This window comes from Pseudomonas sp. GW821-FHT03C07 (assembly GCF_059420925.1).
On sequence record NZ_JBWKUQ010000004.1, the window covers coordinates 273,241 to 295,424 of the forward strand.

Annotated in this window: 21 protein-coding genes; 13 read left to right on the top strand and 8 right to left on the bottom strand. The window is 62.7% G+C overall.

Features of this window, described 5'->3' with window-relative positions; translation table 11 throughout:
* Window positions 1-12 precede the first annotated feature (12 nt).
* On the bottom strand, window positions 13-1,161 hold the full coding sequence (locus AC07VG_RS10525; RefSeq protein ID WP_495020999.1) for an aKG-HExxH-type peptide beta-hydroxylase: 1,149 nt from the start codon (window positions 1,159-1,161) through the stop codon (window positions 13-15).
* Between the two features lie 206 nt (window positions 1,162-1,367).
* Complete coding sequence (locus AC07VG_RS10530) at window positions 1,368-1,625, bottom strand: Os1348 family NHLP clan protein (RefSeq protein WP_495002305.1); 258 nt, start codon at window positions 1,623-1,625, stop codon at window positions 1,368-1,370.
* A gap of 354 nt (window positions 1,626-1,979) precedes the next feature.
* On the opposite strand from AC07VG_RS10530, the gene lexA reads away from it, so the two are divergent.
* From lexA to AC07VG_RS10550, 4 genes are read left to right on the top strand one after another with little or no spacing between them, the layout of a single operon-like run.
* Entirely contained in the window at window positions 1,980-2,600 is a 621-nt protein-coding gene (lexA, locus tag AC07VG_RS10535; protein WP_495021000.1) for a transcriptional repressor LexA, read from the top strand.
* The gene (gene imuA / locus AC07VG_RS10540; RefSeq protein ID WP_495021001.1) at window positions 2,597-3,229 is read left to right on the top strand and encodes a translesion DNA synthesis-associated protein ImuA; all 633 of its coding nucleotides are present in this window, start codon (window positions 2,597-2,599) and stop codon (window positions 3,227-3,229) included. The genes lexA and imuA overlap by 4 nt, the downstream gene beginning before the upstream one ends.
* Before the next feature lie 7 nt (window positions 3,230-3,236).
* Window positions 3,237-4,655: a Y-family DNA polymerase gene (locus AC07VG_RS10545; RefSeq protein ID WP_495021002.1), complete on the top strand. Its 1,419-nt coding sequence runs from the start codon at window positions 3,237-3,239 to the stop codon at window positions 4,653-4,655.
* On the top strand, window positions 4,652-7,732 hold the full coding sequence (locus AC07VG_RS10550) for an error-prone DNA polymerase (protein WP_495021003.1): 3,081 nt from the start codon (window positions 4,652-4,654) through the stop codon (window positions 7,730-7,732). Before AC07VG_RS10545 ends, AC07VG_RS10550 begins: the two co-directional genes overlap by 4 nt.
* A 189-nt stretch (window positions 7,733-7,921) precedes the next feature.
* Here the strand turns inward: AC07VG_RS10550 and AC07VG_RS10555 are convergent, their stop codons facing one another.
* Complete coding sequence (locus tag AC07VG_RS10555) at window positions 7,922-8,092, bottom strand: hypothetical protein (protein ID WP_495021004.1); 171 nt, start codon at window positions 8,090-8,092, stop codon at window positions 7,922-7,924.
* Between AC07VG_RS10555 and AC07VG_RS10560 the strand changes: the two genes are divergently transcribed.
* Window positions 8,091-8,789, top strand: a complete 699-nt coding sequence (locus AC07VG_RS10560; RefSeq protein ID WP_495002299.1) for a glutathione S-transferase N-terminal domain-containing protein — start codon at window positions 8,091-8,093, stop codon at window positions 8,787-8,789. The two genes, AC07VG_RS10555 and AC07VG_RS10560, sit on opposite strands and share 2 nt — an antisense overlap.
* A gap of 97 nt (window positions 8,790-8,886) precedes the next feature.
* Here AC07VG_RS10560 and AC07VG_RS10565 read toward each other — a convergent pair whose 3' ends face one another.
* The gene (locus AC07VG_RS10565; protein ID WP_495002298.1) at window positions 8,887-9,231 is read right to left on the bottom strand and encodes an FKBP-type peptidyl-prolyl cis-trans isomerase; all 345 of its coding nucleotides are present in this window, start codon (window positions 9,229-9,231) and stop codon (window positions 8,887-8,889) included.
* Between the two features lie 226 nt (window positions 9,232-9,457).
* Here AC07VG_RS10565 and AC07VG_RS10570 point away from each other — a divergent pair, with 226 nt between their 5' ends.
* The 3 genes from AC07VG_RS10570 (at window position 9,458) to AC07VG_RS10580 (ending at window position 12,790) form a co-directional block, all read left to right on the top strand.
* Window positions 9,458-10,537: a diguanylate cyclase domain-containing protein gene (locus AC07VG_RS10570; protein ID WP_495002297.1), complete on the top strand. Its 1,080-nt coding sequence runs from the start codon at window positions 9,458-9,460 to the stop codon at window positions 10,535-10,537.
* A 171-nt stretch (window positions 10,538-10,708) separates the two neighbouring features.
* Window positions 10,709-11,728 carry a branched-chain amino acid aminotransferase gene (locus AC07VG_RS10575; protein WP_495002376.1) on the top strand — a complete coding sequence of 340 codons (1,020 nt, stop codon included), beginning with the start codon at window positions 10,709-10,711 and terminating at the stop codon, window positions 11,726-11,728.
* Window positions 11,729-11,875: 147 nt separating this feature from the next.
* Window positions 11,876-12,790, top strand: a complete 915-nt coding sequence (locus AC07VG_RS10580) for a LysR family transcriptional regulator (RefSeq protein WP_495021005.1) — start codon at window positions 11,876-11,878, stop codon at window positions 12,788-12,790.
* Window positions 12,791-12,900: 110 nt separating this feature from the next.
* Here the strand turns inward: AC07VG_RS10580 and AC07VG_RS10585 are convergent, their stop codons facing one another.
* From AC07VG_RS10585 to AC07VG_RS10595, 3 genes are all read right to left on the bottom strand, one after another.
* The gene (locus AC07VG_RS10585) at window positions 12,901-13,674 is read right to left on the bottom strand and encodes a substrate-binding domain-containing protein (RefSeq protein WP_495021006.1); all 774 of its coding nucleotides are present in this window, start codon (window positions 13,672-13,674) and stop codon (window positions 12,901-12,903) included.
* A 188-nt stretch (window positions 13,675-13,862) separates the two neighbouring features.
* Window positions 13,863-15,161 (bottom strand): MFS transporter, encoded by a 1,299-nt coding sequence (locus tag AC07VG_RS10590; RefSeq protein ID WP_495021007.1) that lies wholly within the window; start codon window positions 15,159-15,161, stop codon window positions 13,863-13,865.
* Between the two features lie 279 nt (window positions 15,162-15,440).
* A complete protein-coding gene (locus AC07VG_RS10595) occupies window positions 15,441-16,319 on the bottom strand; it encodes a LysR family transcriptional regulator (RefSeq protein WP_495002293.1) in 879 nt (292 codons plus the stop codon).
* A 245-nt stretch (window positions 16,320-16,564) separates the two neighbouring features.
* On the opposite strand from AC07VG_RS10595, the gene AC07VG_RS10600 reads away from it, so the two are divergent.
* The 3 genes from AC07VG_RS10600 (at window position 16,565) to AC07VG_RS10610 (ending at window position 19,575) form a co-directional block, all read left to right on the top strand.
* Window positions 16,565-17,878 carry an MFS transporter gene (locus AC07VG_RS10600; RefSeq protein ID WP_495002292.1) on the top strand — a complete coding sequence of 438 codons (1,314 nt, stop codon included), beginning with the start codon at window positions 16,565-16,567 and terminating at the stop codon, window positions 17,876-17,878.
* A 156-nt stretch (window positions 17,879-18,034) separates the two neighbouring features.
* On the top strand, window positions 18,035-18,589 hold the full coding sequence (gene phnN, locus AC07VG_RS10605) for a phosphonate metabolism protein/1,5-bisphosphokinase (PRPP-forming) PhnN (protein ID WP_495002291.1): 555 nt from the start codon (window positions 18,035-18,037) through the stop codon (window positions 18,587-18,589).
* Between the two features lie 218 nt (window positions 18,590-18,807).
* Window positions 18,808-19,575, top strand: coding sequence for a hypothetical protein (locus AC07VG_RS10610; protein WP_495002290.1), 768 nt, complete (start codon window positions 18,808-18,810; stop codon window positions 19,573-19,575).
* Here the strand turns inward: AC07VG_RS10610 and AC07VG_RS10615 are convergent.
* Window positions 19,572-20,489, bottom strand: a complete 918-nt coding sequence (locus AC07VG_RS10615; RefSeq protein WP_495002289.1) for a LysR substrate-binding domain-containing protein — start codon at window positions 20,487-20,489, stop codon at window positions 19,572-19,574. The two genes, AC07VG_RS10610 and AC07VG_RS10615, sit on opposite strands and share 4 nt — an antisense overlap.
* 145 nt (window positions 20,490-20,634) lie before the next feature.
* Between AC07VG_RS10615 and AC07VG_RS10620 the strand changes: the two genes are divergently transcribed.
* Window positions 20,635-21,645 (top strand): aldo/keto reductase, encoded by a 1,011-nt coding sequence (locus AC07VG_RS10620; RefSeq protein ID WP_495021008.1) that lies wholly within the window; start codon window positions 20,635-20,637, stop codon window positions 21,643-21,645.
* Window positions 21,646-21,753: 108 nt separating this feature from the next.
* Complete coding sequence (locus tag AC07VG_RS10625) at window positions 21,754-22,170, top strand: SRPBCC family protein (protein ID WP_495002287.1); 417 nt, start codon at window positions 21,754-21,756, stop codon at window positions 22,168-22,170.
* Window positions 22,171-22,184 lie beyond the last annotated feature (14 nt).

Here is a 22,184-nt window from a genome sequence, read left to right on the forward strand (position 1 = left end):
CAACGCCGGCTTCTACACGGACATGCCCATGGCTGGCGTACTGTCCGCCGGCGCAATCGGCCGGCTCAGCAGGCCGGTATGGCGATTGTGCAGGGCATGCACCTCTTGGGCGAGATTGTCCATGAAGGTCCGGCCACGGGGAGTGAACGCGTCGCAGGCTTCAAGCTCCGGCAGGGCCTTGAACAGACCGCGCAGGATACTCAGCATCCGCTCTTCGGCCCGTTGCATTTCCACGGCCGGGCGCTGACGCACGCGCTCAAGGTATTTGACCTGGGCGAGCGCGGCGAAGAACGCATGGACATAACCATGGAGATCGCGCGGCAGGCCGGACCCGGGCAGGTTGAACAGGCGTTCCTCGGCGCGTTGTTCATCGATGAGCGGGCAGACTTCGACCAGGCTGTACAGCAGTTGATGAGTGGTCTCATGGACCAGTGACTCTTCGATATCGAGGATCGAGTGGTCCTTGGCCGAGAGCAGGATGGCACCGGTGTAGCGCGCCGCCGAGCAGCTGCGGAAGGTGCCGTCGGGCAGGTAGCAGATCAGCTTGACCAGGTGCCGGAACTGCTCGTAGCAGGCCGGCCAGGTATTGGCGATACGCGACAAGGCGACGCTGACCACGTCGCGGAAGAAGTGGATGGAGTAACCGTTGCGCTCCAGGTGCTTGCGGGTGCTTTCGTCTTCAGGGAACTCATAGCTGGGCGGTGTCGCGGCGGCGATCAGCGGATCGACATTGAAGCGCCGGATCGGCGGATGGTTCGAGTACTGGTGATCGACCGCTGTCTGGGTGATGCGTTGCAGTACCGCCGGCAACCCCAGGAGCATGTCCTGCAGGGCGGTGCTGTCGTCCACCGGTTTGCTCAGTACCGCGTTGGCATGCTGAAACGCCAGGCTCATCCAGATCTGGAACACCGGGTCGTTGATGATCAGGCGCCGCTGGGCGACCGGCAGCAGGATCAGGTGCGTCGCACTGGAGAAAAACGGATTGAGCCTGGCGCTGCCCTCGAAACGCTGGAAGCATTCGGCATAGAGCGCGGCGAAGGTGCTGTAGCGCTGTTGGCTGAGCCGATCGAGTAAACGGTGAAAGCGGTCCGGAGTGGCATCGGGTAAAAATGTGTTGCACTGGAAAAGTTCGTCGAGCGGGGATTGCAGTCGGGTGGTCATGTCGGTGTCCTTGGGATATAACTTGATGAATAACGAGCGCGCAATAACCCGCCTTCAAGAAAAAGCGATGTTGGAATTTAAAGTGTTGGCAACATTCGGGCAGCGACAAGCGTCAGTGGCCGCTCGTTTGAAGTTTTATTCAATGGGGTGTAACAAACACTTCATGATCGTCATCCTGGCGATATATCTCGGAGGTTCCCGCCGGCTTAATCGGTTCGAACCTGTTGTGGGTCGAAGTTGGCGCGAGCCGTCAGAGGGCTATGCAGGGCTTTCGCGGCCAGCACCAACTGGGCCAGGTCCAGACTCTTGAGCGCCACCACCTCGTCGATCCGCAGGGTCATGTCCAGGTTCTTGCCAGCGTGGCTTGGATTCATCTGCAACTGTGCGGCAAATGATGGGTCCCTTATTGCTCGGTTCAGAATAGCGGCGAGACGTTGCTGATGGCAGGTATGGAAAGGGGGCATGGCGATCTCCAGATAACGGTTGAAGATTTTAATAACGCAGGGCGAAGCAGGCCAAGGGGCTGTTTTCAATGGGGTGGGTGCCCGAGTGAATATAGCAAGATGATTGCATTTTTCAATATGCAGTTATTGATTTTCTGAAGGTTTAAATAAGGCGGGTCGAGAGTGATATTAGTGATCGCTGTAGGAAAGGTTTGCAATAATTTATGAGTGAGATAGTTCTGTGGTTTTGTTCGTACATATAAGCAGTGTGTCTATTCTGCTGTTTGGGCCTGTTCATGCGTTTTCACAGGACTGTGTTGTGCAAGCCGTGTCTCGACTGGCGGCTCTTGTCAGGAAAATCCGACAGGAGTACAAATGTACTCCATGACGACTTTAACCCCCCGCCGTTCCGCCATCCTGACCTTTATCCGCGAGCGTATCGTGCGTAACGGCCAGCCCCCGAGCCTTGCCGAGATCGCCGAGGCCTTTGGTTTCGCCTCACGCAGCGTGGCGCGCAAGCACGTGGTGGCCTTGGCCGAGGGCGGTTTTATCGAGGTCAACGCCCATCAGGCGCGGGGCATTCGCCTGCTCGATCAAGCCCCGCGGGCCGAGTTGCTGGATATCCCGCTGTTGGGTCGGGTGGCGGCGGGCCGGCCGATCGATGTCGATGCCCAGGAGCATCGCCGCTTGTTGCTCGACCCGGCGCTGTTTTCCCGCGCCCCGGATTACCTGCTGCAGGTGCAGGGCGACTCGATGATCGGCGATGGCATTCTCGACGGTGACCTGGTGGCGGTACGCCGCACGGGCGAGGTGCGCAACGGTCAGATCGTCGTGGCCCGGCTGGAGGGTGAGGTCACCATCAAGCGCTTCGAACGTACGACCACGGGCATCCGCCTATTGCCGCGCAACCCGGCCTATGAGCCTATCGTTGTCGATCCCGAGCATCAGGAGTTGACCATCGAAGGTGTGTTCTGCGGCCTGGTGCGGCCGGCATGAGGGGCGCCGTCGTCGCCTTGGACTCGCTGCTTGACGAGCGCCGGGTGTGGAAAGGTCGCGCGGTCGCGCCGCTGGCCGAGTCGCAGTCCGATCGCCAGCCCAGCGGCCATGCGAGCCTCGACGCCGCCTTGCCCGGTGGTGGCTGGCCGCCGGCAGCGCTGACGGAAATCCTCATCGCCGGGGAGGGGGTCGGCGAGTTGCAACTGGTCTGGCCGACCCTGGCGCGGTTGTCGGCCCGGGGTGAGCGGATCGTCCTGGTGGCGCCGCCCCATGTGCCTTATCCCCAGGCGTGGTTGCGCGCGGGGGTGGACCTGCGGCAGTTGGCGGTGATCCAGGCGCCGCCGCGTGATGCCTTGTGGGCGGCCGAACAATGCCTGCGCTCCGGCAGTTGCGGCGCGGTCCTGTGCTGGCCGCAGCAGGCCGATGACCGGGCCTTGCGGCGCTTGCAGGTGGCGGCGGAAAGCGGCCAGACCCTGGCCTTCGCCTACCGCTCGTTGGCGGAGGCGATCAATCCGTCGCCGGCGGCCCTGCGGATTGCCGTCGAGGGTCGGCCCGCGCAGCTGCGAGTGCTCAAGTGCCGCGGCGGGTTGGCCCATTCGGCACCGATTGCCTTCAGCAGCGGGCATTGAGGCGGGTATGCGTTGGGTCTGTATTGTTTTTCCGCAATTGGCACTGGATGGGGTGCTGCGTCGAACCCCTGAACCTGAAGCACCGCTGGCGCTGCTGACGGGCTCGCCGCAACGTCGGATGGTGCAGGCGGTGAACGCTGCGGCCCGGGCCTTGGGCCTGCGTCCCGGGCAATCGCTGACCGCCGCCCATGCCTTGACCAAGGCCTTTGCCAGCGCCGAATACGATCCCGCCGAAATCGAGCAGTGGCAACAGTTTCTCGCCGCTTGGGCCTATCGCTTCAGCTCCCAGGTCAGCCTGCGTTATCCGCGGGCCTTGCTGTTCGAGATCGAATCCAGCCTGGGCCTGTTCGGACCCTGGGCGCAATTGGAAGCGCGCTTGCGCGAAGAACTGACCGGTCTGGGCTTTCGTCACCGGATCGTTGTCGCGCCCAATCCGGCGGCGGCGCGGGTCCTGGCCAATGCCTATGATGGCCTGGCCCTGGCGGACAACGGGGCCTTGCGCCAGGCCCTGGGGCAGATGCCGATCGACCGGGTCGGGTTGGAAAAAGACGCGGCCACGGCCTTGTCGCGCATGGGCCTGCGGACCCTGGAGCCAGTGCTGGCCTTGCCTCGGCATAGCCTGGCGCGGCGCTTCGAGGCGTCGTTGCTCAAGCACCTCGACAGCCTGCTCGGCGAGCGGCCGTTGGCCCTGGCGTTCTATCTGCCGCCGGATCGCTTCGCGGCGCGGATCGAGCTGAATTTCGACGTGACCTCGAATCAGGCCTTGCTGTTTCCCTTGCGGCGTCTGACCGGGGACTTGTCGGCGTTTCTCTGTGGGCGTGACAGCGGTGTGCAGCGTTTCGAGCTGATTCTGGAACATGCCGGGGTCGCGGAGACGCGGATCCAGGTCGGCCTGCTGAGTGCCGAGCGTGATCCGGCGATGCTTTTCGAACTGGCCCGTGGGCGACTGGAGCAGGTCCAGGTCGAGGCGGCGGTGCGCGGCTTTCGCCTGGAAGCCGAGGACCTGCCAGCCTTTGTCCCGCAGCACCGCGAATTGTTCGACGAACGTCCGCAACAGTCCTTGCCCTGGGAGCAATTGCGCGAACGCTTGCGTGCCCGGTTGGGGGATGACGCGGTGCAGGGCTTGCGCTTCCAGGCCGATCACCGCCCCGAATGCGCCTGGCAGCCGCTTCCGGCGAGCACACCCGAGCCGCTGGCCGCCGCCGGCCCGTTGCGTCCCGGTTGGCTGCTCAAGGCGCCGTTGCCACTGCCCGAACAGGCGGTGCGGGTCCTGCTGGGGCCGGAGCGGATCGAGTCGGGTTGGTGGGACGGCGCGGACGTGCGTCGCGACTATTACCTGGTCGAGATCCGCGCCGGCCGACAGGCCTGGGCTTATCGCACGGTGGGGGAAAGCGGTCCGTTGCTGCTGCAGGGCTGGTTCGCATGAGTGGCGAATACGCCGAGCTGCATTGCCTGTCGAACTTCAGTTTCCAGCGCGGGGCTTCCAGCGCCCAGGAATTGTTCGAGCGGGCCAGGGAACAGGGCTATCAAGCCCTGGCGATTACCGACGAGTGCACCCTGGCAGGGATTGTCCGGGCCTGGCAGGCCGCGCAGGAGAGTGGCCTGGCGCTGATCATCGGCAGTGAAATGCAGATCGAGAGTGGGCCCAGGTTGGTACTGCTGGTGGAAAACCTGGCGGGCTACCAGGCCCTTTGCCGATTGATCACCCAGGCCCGGCGTCGTGCGGAAAAAGGCTGTTATCAAGTGCTGCGGGCGGACTTCGAGCAGGCGCTGCCAGGGTTGCTGGCGTTGTGGCTACCTGAGCAGAACATTGCCGATGCCGATGGCCTCTGGTTGCGCGAGCGTTTTCCCGAGCGCCTGTGGCTGGCGGTGGAGCTGCATTGTGGCCAGGATGATGAGCGGCGTTTGGCGCGTTTGCTGGCCCTGGCCGCCGAACTGGCGATTCCCGCCGTGGCCTGCGGCGATGTGCATATGCATGTGCGGGCCCGGCGTGCCTTGCAAGACACCATGACCGCCATTCGCCTGCACACCCGGGTGGCCGATGCCGGGCAGCAGCTGCATGCCAATGGCGAGCGGCATCTGCGCAGCCTCGAGGCCTTGCGCGGGATTTATCCGGAGGCCTTGCTGGCCGAGACCCTGGTCATTGCCCGGCGCTGTACCTTCGACCTCGGCCAGTTGCGTTACCAGTATCCCCGTGAGCTGGTGCCGCAAGGGCAGACCCCGACGTCCTGGCTACGCCACCTGACGGAAGAGGGGATTCGTCGACGTTGGCCGGAAGGGATCAACATCCGGGTTCGGGACCTTATCGAAAAAGAACTGAAACTGATCGCCGAGCTGGACTACGACAGTTATTTCCTGACAGTGCAGGATATCGTTCGCTTCGCCCGCGAGCAGGGTATTCTCTGTCAGGGTCGCGGTTCGGCGGCGAATTCGGTGGTGTGTTATGCCCTGGGCGTCACCGAGCTGAACCCGGATCGCACCAACATGCTGTTCGAGCGCTTCCTCTCCCGCGAGCGCAACGAACCGCCCGATATCGATGTCGACTTCGAACACGATCGTCGCGAAGAGGTGCTGCAATACGTATTCCAGCGGTACGGCCGGAACCGGGCGGCGTTGACGGCGGTGGTCAGCACCTATCATGGCGCGGGGGCGGTGCGGGATGTGGCCAAGGCGTTGGGCCTGCCGCCGGATCAGATCAATGCCCTGGCCGACGCCTGTGGCCACTGGAGCGATGAGCCGCCGGCGCCGGAGCGCCTGCGCGAAAGCGGCTTCGATCCCGACAGCCCGGTGCTGCGCCGGGTGCTCGGCCTGACCCGGCAACTGATCGGTTTTCCCCGGCACCTGTCCCAGCATCCGGGCGGTTTCGTGATTTCCGAGCAGCCGCTGGACAGCCTGGTCCCGGTGGAGAACGCCGCCATGGCCGAGCGCACCATCATCCAGTGGGACAAGGACGACCTGGACAAGGTCGGCTTGCTCAAGGTCGATGTCCTGGCCCTGGGCATGCTCAGCGCGCTGCGCCGTTGTTTCGACCTGGTGCAGCACTATCGCGGCGGGCCGCGCTGGACCCTGGCGAGCCTGCCGCCGGACGATCAAGCGACTTACGCGATGATCGGCCGGGCCGACACCATTGGTGTGTTCCAGATTGAATCGCGGGCGCAGATGTCGATGCTGCCACGGCTCAAACCGAAGAATTTCTATGACCTGGTGATCGAAGTGGCGATTGTCCGGCCGGGGCCGATCCAGGGTGGCATGGTGCATCCGTATCTGCGCCGGAGGAACAAGGAGGAGCCCGAGACCTATCCGTCGGCGGAACTGGAAGCGGTCCTGAAACGCACCCTCGGAGTGCCGCTGTTTCAGGAGCAGGTCATGCAGATTGCGGTGGTGGCGGCGGACTACACCCCGGGCGAAGCCGATCAGTTGCGCCGCTCCATGGCTGCCTGGAAGCGCCATGGCGGGCTTGAGCCGCACCGCCTGCGGCTGGCCGAGGGCATGGCGAAAAACGGCTATGCGCCAGAGTTCGCCGCGCAGATCTTCGAGCAGATCAAGGGCTTCGGCAGTTATGGTTTTCCCGAATCCCATGCCGCCAGCTTTGCCTTGCTGACCTACGCCAGTTGCTGGTTGAAGTGCCATGAGCCGGCGGCGTTCGCCTGTGCGCTGATCAACAGCTGGCCGATGGGCTTCTACAGCCCGGACCAGATCCTCCAGGATGCTCGGCGTCATCACTTGCAGATCCGCCCGGTGGATGTGCGGGCCAGTGCTTGGGATTGCAGCCTGGAGCCGACCGATGAGCCGCAGCCGGCGCTGCGCCTGGGTTTGCGGATGATTCGTGGGTTGCATGAGGAGGATGCGCGGCGGATCGAAGCGGCACGCCGGGCCGGGGCCTTCGAGGATATCGCCGACCTCGGCGAGCGGGCCCGGCTGGATACCCGGGCCCAGGAGCTGCTGGCCGATGCCGGTGCCTTGCAGGGCCTGGCGGGTGACCGTTATCAGGCGCGTTGGGAAGTGGCCGGGGTCGAGGCACAGCTTGGGCTGTTCGCCGGGTTATCGAGGGCAGCCGAAGCTCCGGTGACCTTGCCACGCCCGAGTGTCGGCGAGGACCTGCAAGCGGACTACGCCAGCCTCGGCACGACCTTGGGGCCGCACCCGTTGGCGTTGTTGCGCGAGCAATTGAAGGCTTTACGCTGTCGCAGTTCGCGGGAGCTGCTGGAGGTCGAACACGGGCGGCCGGTGAGTATTGTCGGCTTGGTCACCGGGCGCCAGAGGCCGGGCACGGCCAGCGGGGTGACCTTTGTCACCCTTGAGGACGAGTTCGGCAACGTCAATGTGGTGGTCTGGCGCGACCTGGCCGAGCGGCAACGGCAGGTACTGGTGGGCGCGCAGTTGCTGAAAGTGGACGGACGCCTGGAAACCGAAGGCGACGTACGGCATGTGATTGCCGGACGCCTGAGCGACCTGGGCTCGATGTTGGCGGAGATCACCGTACGCAGTCGGGATTTTCGCTGAGGTCTGGATAATGGGGTGCCTGGGCCGGCCTCTTCGCGGGCAAGCTCCGCTCCCACAATGTCCGCGTCGGACCTGAATCTTGTGCCCGGCGCAAATCTAATGTGGGAGCGGAGCTTGTCGGGGCGCCGCATCGCCGCGAGGAGCCCCTCAAGGCCACCCGATATCTACGAACAAACCCAGTGCTCGAGGTCAATCCTTCGGCTTCACCGTCGCCACATCGGACGCCTTGACCCGCACCTCTTTGCCGGAAATATCCTGGCTACAGGCACGACCGCCGGCTGTGCCTATAATCAGCGCCCGGACGGGTGGAAGGTCGTGACCCGTTGCCGCATTCCCTACCGCTTGTTGGAAGCTTTCCATGACTGATCTTTCCGAGTTCACCATCACGCATAAATGGCCTGCACAACATCCAGACCGTCTCCAGCTCTATTCGTTGCCTACGCCCAACGGCGTCAAGGTCTCGATCCTGCTTGAAGAGCTGGGCCTGCCGTATGAAGCGCACCTGGTCAGTTTCTCTACCAACGATCAACTGACGCCGGAATTCATGGCGTTGAACCCCAACAACAAGATTCCAGCCATCATTGATCCCAATGGTCCCGACGGCCAGCCGCTGCCGTTGTTCGAGTCCGGGGCGATCCTGATCTACCTCGCCGAGAAGACCGGGCGCTTCATGTCCAAGGACCTGGCGCGGCGTTATGAAACCATCCAGTGGGTGATGTTCCAGATGGGCGGTATCGGGCCGATGTTCGGCCAGCTCGGCTTCTTCAATAAATTCGCCGGCAAGGACTACGAGGACAAGCGCCCGCGTGACCGTTACGTCGCCGAGAGCAAGCGTCTGCTGGGGGTATTGGACCAACGTCTGGAAAGCCGCCGCTGGATCATGGGCGACGACTACAGCATCGCCGATATCGCCACCTTCCCGTGGATCCGCAATCTGATCGGTTTCTACGAAGCTGGCGACCTGGTGGGGATCAAGGACTTCCCCCATGTGCTCCGCGCTCTGGAGCAGTTCGTGGCGCGCCCGGCGGTGATCAAGGGCCTGACCATTCCGGGTTGAACCCGAGTAGGTCGGGGGGCTGAGGGACACGGCGATGATGGGCGTTTGCCCCAGTACGAATCGCCGTGATCGAAGCCAAGGATAGTCGCAGGCGTGCTCAATCGTCCCGCGTCAGTACTTCCAGTAGTTCGATTTCAAAACTCAGGTCGGCGCCAGCGGCCACGCGCGAGCCCATGCCGCGCTCACCGTAGGCCAGGTGCGCAGGCACGAACAGCCGACGTTTGCCGCCGACCTTCATGCCCATCAGGCCGATATCCCAGCCCTTGATTACCCGTCCCGTGCCAATCACGCACTGGAACGGCTTGCCACGGCTGTAAGACGAGTCGAACTCGCTGCCATCCTCAAGGGTGCCACGGTAGTGCGTGGTGATCAGGGCGCCCTTGACCACGGTCTTGCCGTCGCCTTCCAGCAGGTCTGTCATCTGTAATTCAGTGTTGCTCATGACTTCTCCAGGGTTGGTACCCCATCTGACTATTCAGGCGGCAGGTATAGCAAAACCGACTCTCCGTAACCAGAGGCCGGGGTCATGGCCGGCCTCGCGGTTCATCAGTCGTTGATGAGCGAAGCCACAGCCCACTAAAAAACCATGGGCGCACGTTCCGTGTGGACTAAGATAGCCACTGGCCATTTATTCGTCGTGTGTCCATGTTCAAATCCCTTGGTTTTCAATGCTGACCTCATGGCTTGAGGCCGCTGTCGCAGTACCCGTGATCGCTTTGATCGGGGTGCTGCTTTGTCGTGAGCGCAGGGCTCGCCGGGAACTGGCCGAGTGCCGGGCGCTTTTGCACCAATTGAGCGAACGCCACCGGCGGGTCGAAGCCGCCGACGATGTCGAACGCTTCAAGCGCAGCCAGTACTTTGCCCGCATCGGCACCTGGGACTGGGATGTCGATACCGAGAAGCTCTACTGGTCGGAGGCCATCTACGGCATGTTCGGCTACAAGGTGGGCGAGGTGATCCCGTCCTACGAACTGTTCTGCGCCAGCGTGCACCCCGAAGACCGGGACCGGGTGCGGGCCGGGGAGGCGCGTTGCATTGCGACTGGCGAGAACCACGACGAGGAATACCGGGTGATCTGGCCGGACGGCAGCGTCCACTGGCTGCGCGAGACCGGCAATGTGGTGAAGAACGTTCATGACTCGGCGATCAAGATGATGGGAGTGGTGCGTGATATCACCGAGGAAAAGGCCTGGGCCAGCCAGTTGCATACCCTGGCCCACCACGACGCGCTGACCGGGCTGCCCAATCGACTGGTGCTGGAGGAACGTCTGTCCCGGGCGCTGGAGCGTGCCCGCCTGGAAACCACACGGGTGATCCTGGTGTTTCTCGACCTCAACGGCTTCAAGGACATCAATGATGCCCACGGGCATGCGGCCGGCGACCGGATCCTGGTCGCCACGGCAACCCGTCTGAAAAACCTGATGCGCAGCTCGGACACGGTGGCGCGCATCGGTGGTGATGAGTTCGTGTTGGTCCTCGAAGGGCTGACCCAGCAGAGCAATGGCTTGTTGGAGGAGGTGCATCTGCTGTGCAAGAAAATGCTCGTCGAGTTGTCGATGCCGATCAGTCTCGGTGATCAACTGGCGCAGATCGGTTGCAGCCTGGGTGTGGCGGTATTCCCGGACCATGCGCCGAGCATGGATACGCTGATCCATACCGCCGACCTGGCGATGTACGAAGCCAAGCGCAGCGGGAACAACCAATATCGCTTTGGCCGCCAGGCCGCCTTACAAGCCCATGCAGACTGAGATTCGCCCGCTGGCATCGGGGGCTACGGACCCTGTATGGCATAAACGCATGTAGGACATGCACGTCGTCCAGGCTGCGATTTCCTGTCTGAATAGAGTATTGTGGTTGCCTGCTAAAAAAATGTCATAAGCCTGAGCGATTCAGGCGGTTATCAGATGATTGAGGGTGCCATGGGTCAGGAAAGCATTAACTGGGACAAGCTGGGTTTCGATTACGTCAAGACCGACAAGCGCTACCTGTCGTACTACCGTAACGGTGAGTGGGACAACGGTGCGCTGACCGAAGACAACGTCCTGCATATCAGTGAAGGTTCGACCGCGCTGCACTACGGTCAACAGTGCTTCGAAGGCATGAAGGCCTACCGTTGCAAGGACGGTTCGATCAACCTGTTCCGTCCTGACCAGAACGCCGCGCGCATGCAGCGCAGTTGCTCGCGTCTGCTGATGCCGCACGTACCGACCGATGTGTTTATCGAAGCCTGCAAGCAGGTGGTCCGCGCCAACGAACGTTTCATTCCGCCTTACGGCACCGGCGGCGCGCTGTACCTGCGGCCGTTCGTGATCGGCGTGGGTGACAACATCGGCGTGCGTACCGCTCCCGAGTTTATCTTCTCGATCTTCTGCATCCCGGTCGGCGCTTACTTCAAGGGCGGCATGAAGCCGCACAACTTCGTGATCTCCAGCTATGACCGTGCGGCCCCGCAAGGCACCGGTGCGGCCAAGGTCGGTGGCAACTACGCCGCCAGCCTGATGCCGGGTGCCGAAGCCAAGAAGCGTGGCTTTGCCGATGCCATCTACCTGGACCCGCTGACCCACTCGAAGATCGAGGAAGTCGGTTCGGCCAACTTCTTCGGCATCACTCACAACAACGAATTCGTGACGCCGCAGTCGCCTTCGGTCTTGCCGGGTATCACCCGTCTGTCGCTGATCGAACTGGCCAAATCACGCCTGGGCCTGAAGGTCATCGAAGGCGATGTGCTGATCGACAAGATCGCCGACTTCAAGGAAGCCGGTGCCTGTGGAACTGCCGCGGTGATCACGCCGATTGGCGGCATCGAGTACAATGGCAAGCTGCACGTGTTCCACAGCGAGACCGAAGTCGGTCCGGTGACCCAGCGTCTGTACAACGAACTGACCGGCGTCCAGACCGGCGACGTTGAAGCACCAGCGGGTTGGATCGTCAAGGTCTGATCCGGGTGGTCTGAAGAGCCCGGCCTGAGCAATCAGGTCGGGCTTTTTTTATTGTCGGATGAATGACGCGCATTCAAGTCGGCTCATGCATCGAGTCGACTGATTCATGCGTTAAACTGATCAATCAGTTTCCGACGAGTAAGCCCGGTGGCCATCAACTTCGATTTGAACGACTTGCAGGCCTTCCGCGCGGTGGTCGAGCAGGGCAGTTTCCGCAAGGCGGCGCAGGCTATCAACCTCTCCCAACCGGCCTTGAGCCGGCGCGTGGAAAAGCTTGAGGACGCCCTGGGGGTCCGGTTGTTCGAGCGTACCACCCGGCGGGTCAGCCTGACCCAGGTGGGTCGGGCGTTCGCGCCGACCGTGGAGCGGCTGCTGGACGACCTCGACCTCGCGTTGCTGGGCATCACCGACGTGGCCTCGACCCGGCTGGGGCATGTCACGGTGGCGTGTGTGCCGTCGGCGGCCTATTACTTCATGCCGAAGGTGGTGGCCCACTATCACCGGCAATACCCGAAGATCAAGGTCAAGGTGCTCGACTCCAGCGCCAACGACGTACATGCCGCCGTGCTCAGTGGCGAAGCGGATTTCGGCCTGAGTTTCACCGGCAACCTGCAGGCGGAAATCGAATTCGAGTTGTTGGTCGAGGAGCGCTACGTTGTCGCCTGTCGCCGTGATCATCCGCTGGCCGGTCGGGCCAGCGTGACCTGGACCGAGTTGTACCAGCAGGACTACATCAGCCTCGACAAGACCTCGGGCAATCGCTTCCTGCTCGACCAGGCGCTGGTGGGCATCGAGGCGCAGAACCCCGGGGTCTGTGAAACCCGGCATGTCACCACCATGATCGGTCTGGTGGAGGCTGGATTGGGGATTGCGGCGGTGCCGACCATGGCGATGCCGGTGGCCGGCGAGCATCCGATTCTCACCAGTGTGCCGCTGATCGAACCGGAGGTAATGCGCAAGGTCGGCTTGCTCAAGCGCCGGGGGCGGGTGTTGACCCCGGCGGCGCGGGAGCTGGAGCGGCTGATTGTTGAAATGAAACTGCCGCACACCAGCGGATCCTGAGGGGGGCACGAAACCTGTAGGAGCCGGCTTGCTGGCAATAGCGGCCGTTCAGGCGCTGCAAGGTCTACTGGCCATCGCCAGCAAGCCGGCGCCTACAAGGGAACGTGTAATCAATGAGGAATGGAATCCAGTCCGGTGGCTTTCACGGTGGCCTGGGCTGCCGGGGAGGCGAGGTAATCCAGCAAGGCCTTGGCCTGTGCGGGATGTTCGGCCCCCACTGGAATCCCGGCGGCAAACCGCGTCACCGACTGCACCGATTCCGGGATCTTGCCGACATAGGTCACCCCTGGCACCGGCAGCAGTTCGCTGACCTGCTGGAAGCCCAGTTGATAGTCACCGGTCGCCACCACCGAGGCCACCGGGATCTTCGGCACCATGGTTGCCTTGGGCTTGAGTTGCGCTTCAATGCCCAGGCGCTTGAACAGTTGGTCCTGGATATACACGCCACTGGCACTGTCGGAGTAGGCCACGGACTTGGCCTTGAGCAAGGTGTCTTTCAACTCTTGCTCGGTACCGATGGGCGGTTGGGCGCTGCCGGCGCGAACCACCAGGCCGATCCGCGAATCCGCCAGCTCGACCCGTGAGCCGGGCAGGACCTTGCCCTGCTTGATCAACTCGTCGAGGGCGTAACCGACCATGATCAGTACATCGGCCTTTTCACCGCGCTCCAGCCGGTTGGGAATAGCCTCCGGCGCCTTGCCCATGGATGGACCGAGAATGGTGTCGAGGGTGTTGCCGCTATCAGCGGCGAATTTCGGGCCGAGCAGCTTGTAGGCGGCGGTGAAGCCGCCGGAGGTCATCACGCGGATTTCTTCGGCCTGGGTCGCCAGACTCGCCAAGGTCAGGCTGCCGAGCAGGGCGAGCTTGAAAAACAATGCTTTCATCGGGGTTCTCTCAAGGATCATCGGTTTGTGGTGCCTGATCCGCCGTCTTCGCGGGCAAGCTCCGCTCCCACAGTGTCCAAGTCGTACGCATGATCTGTGTATAACCGAGCACTAATGTGGGAGCAGAGCTTGTCGGGTCGCTGTATCGCCGCGAAGAGGCCTTTCAGGTCACCCTGAAAACACCGGGCTTACACCGCCGGCTGGAGCTGCATCCTGGCCTTGCGATAGAGAAACAGCGTCGCGCACAGGGCGCAGAACGCGGCGAAGCTCATCCAGTAACCCGGTGCGGCCTTGTCCCCGCTGTACTGGATCAGGAAGGTCGAGATCGCCGGAGTGAAACCGCCGAACACCGCCGTCGCCAGGCTGTAGGCCAGGGAGAAACCGGCCACCCGGACTTCCGCCGGCATGATCTCGGTGAGGGCCGCGACCATCGCGCCGTTGTACATCCCGTAGAGAAACGACAACCACAGCAGCACCAGCAGCATGCTGGTGAACGTCGGCGCCTGGACCAGCAGCGACAAGGCCGGATAAGCCGTGGCCAGGGTCAGACCGGACATGGTCAGCAGCACCGGACGGCGGCCGATACGGTCGGAGAGGGCGCCGCCCAGGGGCAGCCAGAAAAAGTTCGACACACCCACCAACAGGGTCACCAACAGGCTGTCAGCGGTGCTCAGGTGCAGCACGGTCTTGCCGAAGGTCGGCGCATACACAGTGATCAGGTAGAAGGCAGTAGTGGTCATCGCCACCATCAACATGCCGGCGACCACAATCACCCAGTTCTGCGCCAGGGTGTTGAACACCTCGCGCATGCCCGGACGGTGACGGCGCTTGGCGAATTCCTCGGTTTCCGCCAGGTTGCGGCGCAGCAGGAAGATAAACGGCACGATCATGCAGCCGACCAGAAACGGAATGCGCCAGCCCCAATCAGCGACAGTGCTGGCCGACATCCACTGGTTCAGTGCGTAGCCCAGGGCGGCGGCGATCACCACGGCCACTTGCTGGCTGCAGGACTGCCAGGCGGTGAAGAAGCCCTTGCGACCCGGCGTGGCGATTTCCGACAGATAGACTGAAACGCCGCCCAGTTCGGCACCGGCGGAGAAGCCCTGCAGCAGGCGGCCGATCAAGACCAGGGCCGGGGCCAGCAGGCCAATGCTTTCGTAACCAGGTACCAGCACGATCAGGATGGTGCCGCTGGCCATGATCGACAGGGTGACGATCAGGCCTTTGCGTCGACCGACGTCATCGATATAGGCACCGAGGATCACCGCACCCAGCGGACGCATCAGGAAGCCGGCGCCGAACACGGCAAAGGTCATCATCAGCGAGGCGAACTCACTGCTGGCGGGGAAGAAGGCGGCGGCGATGTAGGTGGCGTAGAAGCCGAACAGGAAGAAGTCGAACTGTTCGAGGAAGTTGCCCGAGGTAACGCGAAATACCGCGCCCGCCTTGGCACGGGCGGAACTGGCGGTCGGTGTTGTGGCGTGCATCGTGAAGGTCTCCGGCGTTTTTATGGCCTGCATCGCAGTGCAGATTTTATTGGCCGGGATACTGGCGCAGCGCTATAGATTTGATAAGTGCATTTTTAGAATGGATTGATGCGTCAAGCGGATCAATGTCTGGCGCGGAACTTGTGGGAGCCGGCTTGCTGGCGATGAGCTCCGTGAGCCTTGCATCGCCTGATCGACCGCCATCGCCGGCAAGCCAGCTACACAGATGGTGGCGTTTTCAAGATAACTGACTGACGCTCACAGCGTTACGGCATCCTGCTACGCAAAGCGCTTGACCATGAACTCGATAAAGCTGCTCAGCTTGGGCGTCATCTGTTTGTCCGGCAGGTAGACCAGGTGCAGCGGCCGATCCAGGGTCTCATGATCGGGCAGCAAGTGGACCAGGCGCCCGTCCTTCAGGGCGTCTTCCACCAACGTCTGCGGTAACAGGACGATACCGATTCCCTCCAGCGCCGCGTTCATCAACGCCGTGCCGTTGTTGGCCGACAGTTGCCCGTTTACCCGGATGCTTTCGCTGCTCACACCGTGGAACAACCAGTCGCGCTGCGGCGTGGCCCGCAGGAATACCAGGCAGTTATGTTGCAGCAGATCCTCTGGCACCCGCGGCGTGCCGTGGGCTTCCAGATAGGCCGGTGACGCGCAGGCGATGCGCCGGTTCTTGCTCAGCAGGCGTCCCACCAGTCCGCTGCTGGGCAACTCGCCGTAGCGAAACACCAGGTCGAAACCATCCTCCACCAGGTCCACCACCCGATCGTTGAACTTCAGTTCGATATCCACTTCCGGGTAGGTCTTGAGGTAAGCGGCGATCGCCGGGATCAGCCGGTCCGAGGCCAGGGTCGGCGAGGCACTGACCCGCAACCGGCCCCGCGGATGGGCGCGCTGTTCCCGGGCAATCAATTCGGCGTGTTCGATCTGCCCGAGGATCGCCAGGCACTGGGTGTGATAACCCTGGCCGATCTCGGTCAGGCTCTGGCGCCGGGTGGTGCGATGCAGCAGGCGCGTGCCCAGGTGTTTCTCCAGGCCCTGGACATGGTTGCCGACCATGGTCGAGGAAATCCCGATGGACTGCGCCGCGGCGCTGAAGCTGCCGTGTTCAACCACCTTGACGAAGACCTTCATGCTTGCCAGAACGTCCATTGCCAACCTTTTATTGGGAGTGATCCAAGAAGGCGCTAGTTTATCAAGTGAGGGTAGGGGATCACCATGCGCGTAGATACTGGCTGAGCCCGCGCTCGATGTCGTACAGCCGCGGTTCAGCAAGACGTCGTCAGCGATATTGGGCAAAACGCTATGATCCGCTCTGTACAGCGGGTTTCGGGGGGTGTGCAATCAGCGGGTCATCGGGAATTTTCAGGCCGGGTTTATCGCGTCAGGCCAGTGGCATGTTGGCGATTCTGATCTCCATCGCGCTGGCCTCACTGGACACCGCCATCGCCAACACCGCGTTGCCGGCGATCGCCACCAGCCTGCACACCACGCCGGCGGCCTCGGTGTGGATCATCAACGCCTACCAACTGTCGGCGGTGGCGACCATCCTGGCCTTCGCTTCCTTTGGTGGGACAGTCGGGCACCGCAAGGTCTACCTGTTCGGGTTGGTGCTGTTCACCGTGTCGTCGGCCCTGTGTGCGATGTCGACCACCCTGACCCAGCTGACCCTCGCCCGGGTCCTGCAAGGGGTTGGCGCCAGTGCGATCATGAGCGTCAACGGCGCGCTGATCTTCAGCCTGTTTCCGCCGGAGAAACTCGGCAAAGGGATGGGCCTCAATGCATTGGTGGTCGGCATGTCATTTGCCGCCGGACCGACGGTGGCCTCCTTGATCCTGTCGGTGGCCAACTGGCCCTGGCTGTTCGGCGTCAATATCCCCATCGGCCTGGTCGCCCTGGCCATGGCGGTGCCCTCGCTGCCCCATACGCCGCCCAACGGCCAGCGCTTTGCCTGGGGCACGGCGCTGCTGAGCATGGTGACGTTCGGCGCTCTCATCTATGCCCTGGGCGAGGGCGCGCAGTTTGCCGGCGCCTTGCCGATCTGTCTGGCGCTGCTGCTGTGCGTGATAGCGGGTACGCTGATGATCCGCCGCGAAACCGGTCATCCGGCCCCACTGTTCCCCACTGACTTGCTCAAGCGGCCGATGTTCGCGCTGTCCGTGCTGACCGCCATCTGCTCCTTCGCCACCCAGGGCCTGGCCTTCGTCTCGCTGCCGTTTTTCTTCGAGACGGTCCTGGGCCGCGACCCGGTGCAGACCGGCTACCTGATGACCCCCTGGTCGGTGGTGGTGGCCCTGATCGCGCCCTTTGCCGGACGCCTGTCGGATCGTTACCCACCGGGCTTGCTCGGCGGCATCGGCCTGGGGGTGTTGTCGCTGGGTATGTTGTCCCTGGCGATGCTGCCGGCGGACCCGAGCGCCCTGGCGATCTGTGTGCGCATGGTGATCTGTGGCCTGGGTTTCGGTTTCTTCCAGTCGCCGAACCAGAAGGCCCTGATGACCAGCGCCCCGCGTGAGCGCAGCAGCGGCGCCAGCGGGATGATCGCCACCGCGCGCTTGCTTGGCCAGTCCACGGGGGCCGCGCTGGTGGCCTTGAGTTTCGGCTTGTCGAGCCATTCCGGACCGATCCTGGCACTGTATATCGGTGCCGGTTTTGCCGCCGTGGCTTGCCTGGCGAGCTTTTCCCGGCTGGCGGCGCGCAACCCGGCTTGAGTCCTGAGTCCGGCGCGACCGCCCCGGTCGCGCCGGGTGTGGCTGCTGGTCGGGCGCCGGCCTTGCCCTCCTTCTATCCTCGAACACGCTTGCGATGAGTGCCATGATCGCCGCGAGTGTTGTACTGTGCGCGCGACAACGTGTGAGGGATTGTGGATGGCTGGCCGCTTGATCTATCTCATCGGGCCTTCGGGCTCGGGCAAAGACAGTTTGCTCGATGCCGCCCGCGAACCCCTGGCCGAGCGTGGCTGCCGGATTGCCCGGCGGGTCATCACCCGCTCGGCCGAGGCGGCCGGCGAGGCGGCGCAGTCGGTCAGTGCCGAGCAATTCGCGACGCTGCAGGCTCAGGGGGCCTTCGCCATGAGCTGGCAGGCCAACGGCCTGTGTTATGGCATTCCCCGTCGGATCGACGACTGGTTGGCTGCCGGAGAGGATGTGCTGGTCAACGGCTCACGGGCCTATCTGCCCCAGGCCCGCGCACGTTATCCGGATTTGCAAGTGATCCTGCTCTCCGTCGACCAGGCGGTCTTGCGTGAGCGGCTGCTGGCGCGGGGACGGGAGAGTGTCCCGCAGATCGAGGCGCGCCTGGCGCGCAATGCCGAGTTCACCGCCTCGTTGTTGGCGGCGGAGGATCCATCGCTAAGCCTGTTGGATAACTCCGGGGCCCTTCGGCAAAGCCTGGAAGCATTGTTCAAACTGATCGGAAAATAGCGATTTCTATAAGTAAGCCCCTGCTGTTTGGGCGCTTTATTGTTGCACTTTGCATTTTTGAATAAATGGCAAATTGAAGTAATAAATTGGCTTTTTTTTACCTCGTTTAGTTGAGCTCGGGACTGATACTTTAATGAAAAATTCCCCAGCTTTATAAACGCGAGAGGTAGGCCAATATGGGTGTGGAGCAGGAAGATTTTGCCGCCAGATTGAAAGAAATGTCGAAATACAGTTTCAATATAAACAGCCTGGTCCTCGACACGGCCCTGGCGGTGTCCGGGTTGATCCCGCACGGCCTGGGGACGGCCCTGACACCGCTGGTGGGCGTCTACAAGGTGGGCCAGGCGGCTTCGACCCTGGTGGATAATCCTTATTTCACGGTGCAGGGTGTTGAGCGGCCGTCGCCGAAGACCAAGCACCTGTTGCAGCATCGTAAAGTGCGCAATTACGTGCAGACCTGTGTCGGCACGGCGGCGTCGATCGGCAGCATGGCTTTGCCGGTCAATCCTTATGCGTTGCTGCGCGAGGGGAGTTCCGCCGGCGTTTCAGCCGTGCACTTGCATCGCTTTGCTGAAATGGCCAGGCACTGTCAGCAGAGTAAAACCTTATGCCAGTGGCTTGATGTGTTGAAACTGATGAAAACCCATAAGTTGTTCAACAAGGGCGTTGGCTTTGGTTTGGCCGCTGTTCCCGGCGGGGTATCGCTGGCTGTCAGCGTACCGGTCAAACTCTGCTTGCTGGTCAAGAATACCGGCGTGGCGGCCCAGGAGTCGGCACTGTGCAAGATCATCGCGATGGAATTGCACTGGCGCGCCTATCAGGAGCAGAGCCTGTTGAAAGGCAGTGGCAGCGGCCCGGCGACCGCCATCGTTCGTGAACTCATGACCCGACGTGGTGTGATGTACGGCTTTTCGCACAACTACCCGGCATTGATCCAGGAGCCGGCCGGCTGGAATGCCTTTGCCGCCAAGATTATGGACATCTAGGGGCCCACCGGCAGGTCGATCCGGAGCGCGTCCTGCACCAGCACTTCCCTGAAGGTCGCCACCAGCGGTCGCAAGTTGATCCGATGCCAGGCCGCCCACAAGGGAGTGGTATAGATCAGCCAGGGTAATTCCCGCAGCACCACGCCCTGGGGCGTGTTGTGCCGCAGGCTCTGCTGGATCATGGTCAGACCCAGTCCTGCCGCCACCAGCCCCAGTGCGGTCAGCGGTTCATTGGCCTGCAGTCGGACATTGGGGTTGAACCCGGCCCTGATACAGGCCTGGACGAAATCATCCTGTTTGCCGCTGCGCTGGGGGTGCTGCACGGCAATCCATTCCTGCTCCAGAAAGTCCGCTGGACTCAACTCGCCCAGTTGCGCCAATGGATGCCGCTCGGGCAGGGCCAGCAGCATGGGGTCGTTGAGCACGCGGGCGCTGTTCAGGTCCGGGTCATCCGCCGTGGGTGGTTCGCTGACCAGGGCGATGTCGAGGCTGCGCTGGCGCAAGCCTTCCAGCTGTTGCGCCGAATTCAGGCTGTAGAGCGCGATATGCACATCCGGCCGCTCCACGCGCAAGCTGCGCAGGGCCTGGGGCAACACCCCCGAGTGCATGGCGTTCTCGATATAGCCGATGCACAGGCCGCCTTCTTCACCACGCCCCAGCCGCCGGCCGAGGGACTCCAGCCGATTGGCATGGGTCAGGAACGCCCGGGTCTCGGCGAGAAAGGTCTGGCCGTCGGCGGTCAGGCGGATGCGTTGCAGGCTGCGTTCGAACAGGCTCAGGCCCAGGCGCTCCTCCAGCTGGGCGATCTGCCGGCTCAGGGGCGACTGGGAAATGTGCAGTCGCTCGGCGGCCCGCCCGACGTGCTCTTCTTCGGCGACCGCCACGAAATAGCGCAGTTGGCGTAAATCAATCATGTCAGACCTTCCGGGACTCAAGTCGTGCAAATTATGTCTTGGACGGTCAAAAGTCCGCAACCTAGTATTGATCCCGACAGCGAGATCCGCGTCACCCCGGAGCGGGTGGGCCGGACTCATCACGTGTATTCAAAGGATCATCACTATGAGCATCAGAGACAAACTGCCGGGCACCCTGGGTTTCGGCACCGCCCCCTTGGGCAACATGTTCCGCGCCATTCCCGAGGAGGAGGCCATGGCCACTGTCGATGCGGTCTGGGACCAGGGCGTGCGCTACTTCGACACGGCGCCGTTCTACGGTTCGGGGCTTGCGGAAATTCGCCTGGGTGCGGCCCTGGCCAAGCATCCACGGGACCAGTACGTGCTCAGCAGCAAGGTCGGCCGGTTGGTCCTGGATGAAGTGGAAGACGTCGCCGCCCGCGACCTGGGCGAAAAGGCCGGGGTCTTCGCGCATGGCCGTCCCAACAAGATGGTCAACGACTACTCCGCCGACGCCACCCTGCGTTCCATCGAGGGCAGCCTCGAGCGTTTGCAGACCGACCGCCTGGACATCGTCTGGGTGCACGACATTGCCCAGGATTTCTACGGTGATGAATGGCTGGAGTATTTCAACCAGGCGCGCACCGGGGCATTCCGCGTGCTCACCCGCCTGCGCGAGGAGGGCGTGATCAAGGCCTGGGGCCTTGGGGTGAACAAGGTCGAGCCGTGCGAACTGACCCTGCAACTGGACGCAGCGCAGCCCGACGGGTTCCTGCTGGCCGGGCGTTATACCCTGCTCGATCACGAGCGGGCCCTGCAACGGCTGATGCCGGAGGCGCTGGCCCGGCAAGTCGATATCGTTGTCGGTGGCCCCTACAGTTCCGGTGTGCTGGCTGGCGGGACCCATTTCGAATATCAACCGGCATCGTCACAAATCATGGCTAAAGTTGAACGGATAAAGACCCTCGCGCAACGCTTCGGGGTGAGCATCAAGGCGGCGGCCTTGCAGTTCTCCCTGGCCAACCCGGCCGTGGCGGCGGTGATCCCCGGCGCCAGCCGGCCAGGGCGGATCGCCGAGGACGTGGCGGCCTTGCAGGAGACGATTCCGCTGGCGTTCTGGCAGGCGTTGCGGGAAGAGGGGCTGGTGGCGGCTCATGCGCCGTTGCCGCTGGTCTGAAACCTCACGGGTGTCTATGCCGAGCCTGCCGGCCGCTGACGTTGCCGTCGTCAGTGGTCCAGCCGGCGGGATCGGTCGGGCTTTCCAACTTGTTCCTGGAGATTATTCATGGCTGCAACATCGGTAACCGTTGAAATCGCGGCGTCCCCCGAAGAGGTCTGGCAACTGATGGGCGGGTTCGATTCCCTGCCTGACTGGCTGCCGCTCGTGCCCCGCAGCAGTCTCAGCGAAGGTGGCCGTGTGCGCACCTTGCACACGGCGGACAATGTGCTCATCGTCGAACGCCTGGAAGCCTTCGACAACCGGGCTCGGCGCTACAGTTATTCGTTTATCCAGCAGCCATTCCCGGTGGCCGACTACCTGGCCACCCTGCAGGTTCGCGAAGGCAATGATCCGCACACCTCGATTGTCGAGTGGGCGGGGATCTTCACCCCGACGGGGGTCAGTGAAGAGGAAGCGGTGGATTTGTTCCATGGCATCTATGCCGAAGGCCTTGCGGCCTTGAAGGCCAATTTCCGCGGCTGAATCCAAGGCCCGGG